Annotated in this window: 2 protein-coding genes; both read left to right on the plus strand. The window is 41.7% G+C overall.

From position 1 onward, the window contains the following. Positions 1–499 (plus strand): SIALI-17 repeat-containing surface protein (locus HMPREF2805_RS06335; RefSeq protein WP_186822559.1); only part of this gene is annotated, 499 nt, incomplete at its 5' end. A 154-nt stretch (positions 500–653) separates the two neighbouring features. Next, positions 654–8485 (plus strand): SIALI-17 repeat-containing surface protein (locus HMPREF2805_RS06340; RefSeq protein ID WP_075231854.1); only part of this gene is annotated, 7832 nt, incomplete at its 3' end.

The raw sequence follows: 8485 nt of genomic DNA on the forward strand, positions 1-8485 counted from the left end.
CACTGGAGTTCTTGGCACAGCAGGCGATGAACTAGCGCCAGTTGTAGAACTTCCAGAGTATACAGGAGTAGTTGGAACGGCAGGAAAAGAAGTAGCTGTAAACGAAGTTCCAGAATTCAAGGGTGGAGTTAACGCAGCAGAAGCAGCTGTGAGCCAAGCACCAGAATTTACAGGTGGTGTAAATGGTTCTGAAGCAGCGGTTCATGAAGTACCAGAGTTTACCGGCGGTGTGAATGGAAGTGATGGCGTAATCCATGAAGTTTCAGAATACAAAGGCCAAATTGGTACAGTAGGTAACCAACCTGCCCCTGTAGTGGAAAAACCAGAGTATCGAGAAGATTCAAAACTTTCAGTAGAGAATAAAGATACATCTAAAGAGGTAAATTCAAATGCTCTTCCAAATACGGGTGAACATAACTCTGAAACAGCTCTCTTCATTGCAAGTGTTAGCATGGCAGTTTCAGCAGCACTCTTAGCTGTCAAAAGAAAAGAAGATTAAAATATAAGAGAGTTTTCGTCTAACGATGGCTCGAACTCCTTACTTATTGTAGTGGAGAAAAACAAAACCCGGAGAGGACCTCTAGGTCCTCTCTTTTTCTAAAGGGGAATGAGAACGCTTACTCTTGAAGCGTATGAAAGGAAACAGGAGAAAAATGGGAAAACACTTATTTGAGAAACGGTGTCATTACAGTATTCGCAAATTTACGATTGGTGCAGCTTCTGTCATGATTGGTGCCAGTATCTTTGGTGCCGGAATGGTTCAAGCGGCAGAAAAAGAAGTTCCTGTAGAAACTGAGGGAGCAGTAACACAGGTCCAACCACTGGAAAAGTTACCTGCAGATTTAGCATCAGCTATTGATAAAGCTGAAGCAAATGCTGGTGCCGTCGAAAATAAAGCCACTGAGGTGGCAACTCAGCCAAATGTAGAAGAAACTCCGAAGAAAGAAGTAGAAACTCCGACAGTTGCTCCTCAAGCTGAAACAAAACCAGTTGCTAAGGATTTAGTTGAAACAGCAGATGTCAATCATCTAGAAAAGGCGACTGCAACAGCTTCAAACCATGAAGCCAACACACCATTTACAGCAGAAAAGGCAATTGATGGCAAACCTGATACTCGTTGGGCTACTGACCAAAACGTTGAGAAACCAACAATCGAATTTACACTTGAAAAGACAACCGTAATTAAGCATGTGGAAATTGATTGGGATCGCCGTCTTCGTGGTCAACAAAACGATCCAAATATCAAATCTTGGAATCTCTACTACGCTGGGCAAGATGATGTAAATGGTTCAGGTAACAAAGAATGGAAGTTGGCTCATCAAAGAACAGGAACACCTGTTCTTGATGAAAAGGTTGACTTAAAAGAAGCTATCCAAGCTAAATACCTTAAACTTGAAATCACAGACTATCAAGCTGGTACTATGAACTGGAAAAATGTTGGTATCCAAGAGATTCGCGCTTATTCAAATATCCCTGATGCCAGCAAACCGACAGACATTCGCCAAGTTACAGAACTAACAGTTGCTGAAGACGGTAAGTCACTTGTTTTACCGAGCTTGCCAGGAAAAGTTAGCTTGATTGGTAGCAACAAACAGGGAGTTATTGATCTTAATAACAAAATCTACAAACCCTTAACAGACCAAACTGTTAAGGTAATGGTCCAACAAATCAAGGATACTCATACCTTCACAAAAGAATTTGAAGTCCTTATTAAAGGGTTACATGCAGACGAAGGTGTTGGAACTAAACCAGCAGTTGCTCCAGCAGTTCAACAATGGTATGGAACTGAAGGCAAAACTTCTATTACAGCTGATACTGTTATTTCAGTCGGAGATTCTGGATTTGGTCAAGAAGCGAAATTCTATCAGACTGACCTTGAAAGTCGTGGGCTAGAAATCGCTACAGGTGATCAAACAGCTCAAAAACGAATTGAATTTAAGAAGGTTGAAGACAAGGGTTATGGCAAAGAAGGCTATGGTATCACCATTAAAGATGGAGTTATCACAGTAGAAGCTGCAACAAATGCAGGTGCCTTTTATGCAACCCGTACTCTCCTTCAAATGGGAGAAACAGACCTACAGAACGGTGAAATTCGTGATTTCCCAAGCTTTAGTCACCGTGGCTTTATGCTAGATACAGGTCGTAAGTTTATTCCTTATGATACTCTCGTGGATATCATGCTCAACATGGCCTACTACAAGATGAACGACTTGCAGTTGCACTTGAATGACAACTATATCTTCTTAAAAGACCATTTAGCAGGGAAAAATCTTACTCCTCAAGAGGAACTGGATTATGTCCTAAAAAATGCTAAGACTGGCTTCCGTGTAGAAACAGATGTTGTTGGTGACAATGGTGAAAAATTAACATCAAAAGAGCACTACACCAAGGAAGAGATGCAAGAAATCATTAAGTTAGCAAAAGCTTTGCATATCAACCTTGTTCCTGAAATTGACACTCCAGGTCACGCTCTATCATTCGTTAAAGTTCGTCCAGACTTGATGTATAAGGGTCGACTTAGTGAGAGAAAACACAATGTAGAACGTGTGGCTATGTTGGATTTGGATAATAAGTACGATGAAACTCTTGCTTTTGTCAAATCAGTCTATGATAAATTGCTTGATGGTGAAGATGCACCACTTCATGGCGTTTCAACAGTTCATATCGGTACAGATGAGTACTACGGAAATCCGGAAAGTTATCGTCGCTTTGTAAACGATATGATCCAGTACATCAAAGGAAAAGGCTATACACCACGTATTTGGGGTTCACTTAGTGCTAAACCAGGTTCAACGCCAGTTGATTGGAAAGATGTAGAAGTTGATATCTGGAGTATCGGATGGCAACGTCCAGCTGATGCTATTGCTCAAGGTGCTAAGATTATCAATATCACAGATATTCCAACCTATAGTGTTCCTAGTGGAAGCAATAGTCAAGGTGGTTACGGAGACTATGCAAGTTATGAACGCCAATACAATAGTTGGACTCCAAATGACTTTACAACAGGTGGAGGACCTCGATTAGAAGCATCTAATCCAAACATTATCGGTGGTGGTCACGCTGTATGGAATGACAATATTGACCTTCACGAAACTGGACTTACTTCTTACGATATCTTTAAACGTTTCTTCAAGAGTATGCAGACTACTGCAGAACGTACTTGGGGATCTGATCGTGCGGGTAAGACTTTTGCAGAGCGCACCTTGCCAACAAGTGTTTATGCACCACAATCGAATCCTGATAAGACCGTAGCTGAAGAAGACTTGTTCAAGATCAATCCTGAGACTGTCAAAGATTATCTTGCTAAGAAAGTACAGAAGACTGAAGCAGGTTTGAATTTCGAAAAAGATAGCACTATCGAAGGTCTTGTTGGTGATGTTGGTCCTAGTCATGTCTTGAAATTGGATGTTACTGTAACTGGTGATGGTCAACAAACCTTCTCAACTAGCGGAGACAACCAACTTTATCTTGCGGATAAGGATGGCTACCTCGCTTATAAATTTGAACAATTCCATATCCAATTTAATAAGAAACTTGAAAAGAACAAACGTTATCAAATTTCTGTTGTAACCAAACCTCAAGTAACAGAAGTTTATGTAGATGGCGAAAAAGTTGAACGTATTGCAAATCCAGCTTACCCTCGCTTTGCGCATAATAGTTTAGTTCTACCTCTTGAAACAATCGGTGGCTTCAAAGGAATCTTGCATAGTGCTGAGTTGTCAAATGAACCATTCGTAAATCCACGTTTGATTCCAAATGATAAATTTACAGTTTCTGCAACAAGTCAGGAATTACCAGGAACCAATGCAGAAGGTCCAGTAGAAAAAGCCTTCGACAATGATCCAAATACCTTCTGGCATTCAAAATGGTTTGGACAACAAGCTCCATTCACAGTGGCAATGAACTTGAAAGCAGCAGAAAAAGTAAATGGCTTGACTTATCTTCCACGTCCAGGTGGTGGCAATGGTGTCGTGACATCTTACGAAATCTATGCTCAAAAAGATGGTCAAATGGTTAAAGTTGCTTCAGGAACTTGGGAAAACAATGCCAAAGAGAAAACAGTTAACTTTGATGCCATTGAAACAGATAAGATAGAGTTTAAAGTTCTAGCAGGTGTCGGTGGATTTGGTAGTGCAGCAGAGATTCAACTTCTTAAGCCACTTTCTGATAGCAAACCAGAAGAGCCAGTTACTCCTGAAAAACCAGTCACTCCAGAGCAACCTAAAGTTGAAGAAGTAAGTGATGGTACAACTGAACTTGCTGATAGCTTTGTAGCTAGCAAACCTGCTAGTGACGACGTAGTTGCTGCAGCAGCACAAAGCCAAGACTATCTCAAGAAAGAATACAAGGTATTCCCAACACCACAAAAAGTAACTTATGGTGAAGGTGTTACGAAACTCCATAAACAAGTAAATATTGTAATGGGCAATCAGTTGGATATCTATACTCGTAACCGCTTGAAGAGTGTTCTACAAGATCATCAAATTTCATACACAAGCAGTCAAACACCTGTAGCAGGTGCAACAAATATCTATCTTGGCGTTCATGGACAAAATTCACAAGCTGAAAAAGAAATGCCAAGTCTATCTCAAGGACTCTTTGATAAGATTGATGCCTATGCCTTGTCAATCAAGAACAATACAATCTCTATCGTCGGTAAGGATACAGATGCTGTCTTCTATGGTTTGACGACTCTCAAACACATGCTTAATGAAAGCAAAGCTCCAGTCTTGCGTAATGTAACAGTTGAAGACTTCGCTGAAATTAAGAATCGTGGCTTTATCGAAGGTTACTATGGAAATCCATGGAGCAATGCTGATCGTGCTGAGTTGATGCGCTATGGTGGTGACTTGAAGTTGACTCAATACTTCTTTGCACCAAAAGACGATCCATACCATAACAAGAAATGGCGTGAACTTTATCCAGAAGAAAAATTAGCTGAAATCCGTGAATTGGCACGTGTCGGAAACCAAAACAAGACTCGTTATGTGTGGACCATCCACCCATTCATGAACAACCGTATCCGTTTTGGCAACGATGCTGATTACCAACAAGATTTGGAAACCATTAAGGCTAAATTCACTCAATTGATGGATGTCGGTGTCCGTGAGTTCGGTATTCTAGCCGATGATGCTCCAAGTCCAGTTGGTGGCTACAATAGCTATAACCGCTTGATGAAGGACATGACAGATTGGTTGACTGAAAAACAAGCAACTTATGTTGGCCTTCGTAAGGAAATGATTTTCGTTCCAGGTCAATATTGGGGTAATGGACGTGAAGATGAGTTGAAATCACTCAACGAAAATCTTCCAAGTTCAGCATCAATGACCCTTACTGGTGGTAAGATTTGGGGTGAAGTGTCTGAAAGCTTCCTCTCTAACCTTAAGAATAACCTGACTGCAGGAGGTAAGACCTACCGACCAGTTTCTCTATGGGTAAACTGGCCTGTTACAGATAACTCTAAACAACACTTGATCTTAGGTGGTGGTGAGAAATTCCTTCATCCGAATGTAGATCCTAGTCTCCTATCAGGTATCATGTTGAACCCAATGCAACAATCTGAACCTTCTAAGATTGCCCTCTTCTCTGCAGCCCAATATGCATGGAAACAATGGAAGTCAGAAGAAGAAGCTAAGAGAGTGAATGATATCGCCTTCAACTTTGTTGAAAACGGTAAGTTTACAGATAGCGAAGCATCAGTTGCCTTCCGTGAGCTTGGTAAACACATGATCAACCAAAACATGGATGGTCGTGTTGTGAAATTGGAAGAGTCTGTTGAACTTGCACCGAAATTGGCGACCTTCATGTCTAAGTTGAAAGCTGGTCAAGATGTCAGTGCAGAGCGTCAAGAATTGCGTGCAGAATTTGCTAAACTAAAAGCAGCAGCTCAACTTTATAAAGCATCTGGTGATGAAAAGATGCGTGCTCAAATCCACTACTGGTTGGATAATACTATTGACCAAATGGACGCCTTGAGTGCTCTTCTTGATGGTACAGAAGCTATTGAAAAGAACGATTCTGCAAAACTTTGGGATAGCTACTACAAGGGCTTGAAACTTTATGAACAGTCTCAAACTTATACCTTCCATTATGTAGACCATGATGAGAGAGCTGAGTTGGGTGTTCAACATATCCGTCCATTCTTGCTTGGACTGCGTGAAATCCTCGCAACAGAAGTTCAAAAAGCCTTGCATCCTGACCAAGTTATTAGTACCTTTATCACAAATCGTACAGGTGTAGAAGGTGGATTAGCTGAAGTAACGGACGGAGATTTAGGAACACATGCCCTTATCAAGTCACCAAATAGCATTCAAACTGGTGACTACATTGGCTTGAAATTTAATAAGGCTGTTTCAGTTCAAAACTTGACCTTTGCAATGGGAACTCAAGCAAATCCTCGTGATACCTTCAACAACGCTAAGGTTGAGTATCTCAATGAAAATGATGAGTGGGTAACCCTTTCAGAACCAAGCTACACTGGTAATGAGCCTCTGCTTAAATTTGAAAACCTCAACATCAACGCTAAAGCTGTTCGCATGATTGCGACTTCAGATCGTGGAAACACTTGGTTTGCGGTAAGAGAAATTGCTGTTAACCGCCCTGTAGAAGTTACTCGTGCTAAACAGTCAGCTACTGTGACTATCAGTCCAAATCTTATGTACAAGTACAACACAACAGTTGGACAGATTACAGATGGACGTGATAATACTGAAGCCATGCTTGCAAATGCTGATAGAACAGACACAACTCCAGTCAATGGTTGGGTACAACTTGACCTGGGTGAAGTCAAACCTGTGACCAAGGTTCGTCTGGTTCAAGGATCAGGAGATAAATTGGCAGAAGGTGTTCTTGAATATTCTGCAGATGGTAGCTCATGGCAAGAATTGGATCGCTTGACTGGTGAACAAACAAAAGAAATCGAAACTCCAATTTCAGCTCGCTACGTTCGTGTTCGCAATACTAAGAACATCAACTTATGGTGGCGTATCGCTGACTTCTCAGTTGAAACACGTGCAGGCAATAGCGAATTGACGGATACAAACGTTGAAAGCTTGAAGTCAACTCCAGTTTATGACAGCCTAGGCCGTTATGACCTTCAAATTCCAAGCGGAACTAAGCTTCCAGCTAATAGCTACTTGGGTATGAAACTTGATCGTCTGCACCAAGCTGAAAGCATTCAAGCACTTGGTACAGAAAATCCATCCCTCAACTTGGAATACTCTCCAAATGCCCAAGAATGGTATCCAGCTGATCAAGTGACAGATAAGTCCTTGGTACGTTATGTTCGTTTGATTAATAAGACTGACCAAGAACAAGCAGTGGCAGCGACATCACTACTCGTTCAGACAAAAGAAGTTCAACCAACAACACTTGATTCTACATCAATGGGAATCCACCCAACATACGGTCGAAATGACGTTCGTAAGATCAAGAACTTGGATCAATTATTCGATGGTGTTTACAATAACTTTGTAGAGTTTTCAGACTATGCTCGTAAAGACGGTCATATCACCTTGAAACTTGGTAGCGAACGTGACATCAAGAAGATTAGAGCTTATATCCAAGACGGCACTCAAAACTATCTTCGTGATGGTAAGATTCAAGTCAGTCAAGATGGCAAGACTTGGACCGATGTTGTGACAGTTGGTGACGGCCTTGCTAATGAAACACGTGATGATTCCTTGACAGATGGGTGGACACATGATTCTAAGATGCCAGGAAACCGCTATATCGAGGGTGAACTTTCAAGCCCAGTTAAAGCCAACTATCTCCGTGTTCTATTTACAGCAGACTATGATGCTCGTTTTGTAGGCTTCACTGAGTTGGTGATCAATGATGGCGAATTCGTAAAACCAATCAATGACCCTACTGTTCAAGGAAACAGCGGTGAAAGCCAAGGCAACCTTTACACGAACCTCGTAGATGGTAAAGTCTTAACAAGCTACAAGGCTGAGAAAGAACAAGGTGAGCTTGTTTACCACTTGTCAGAACCAACAGACGCTAACCATATTCGCCTTGTTTCAAGTATTCCTCAAGGAGTTACTGCACGTGTGCTTGCTCGCACTTTGAAAGCAGATAGAGACGGAGCTTGGACAGATCTAGGAGCAATTACCTCAAGCTTCCAAACATTTGCAGTGAGAGAAAAAGCGCCATTGTTGGATGTCAAACTCGTTTGGGAAGGTGGCAAACCTGAGTTTTACGAAATGACGACCTTCCACCAAGAGCTTCCAGAAGAACCAGAGAAACCATCTCCAACTACAAGTAAGGGTGATGAACCAGCACCAGTAGTAGAAGTCCCGGAATTTACAGGTGGCGTAAATGGTGTCGAAGCAGCTGTTCATGAAGTTCCAGAGTACACTGAAGCTATTGGCACAGCAGGTGACGAAGCAGCTCCAGTAGTAGAAGTCCCAGAATTCACAGGTGGCGTAAATGGTATCGAAGCGGCTATCCATGAAGTTCCAGAATACACAGGAGCAATTGGCAC

Source organism: Streptococcus sp. HMSC034E03, from assembly GCF_001811505.1.
Taxonomy (GTDB): Bacteria; Bacillota; Bacilli; order Lactobacillales; family Streptococcaceae; genus Streptococcus.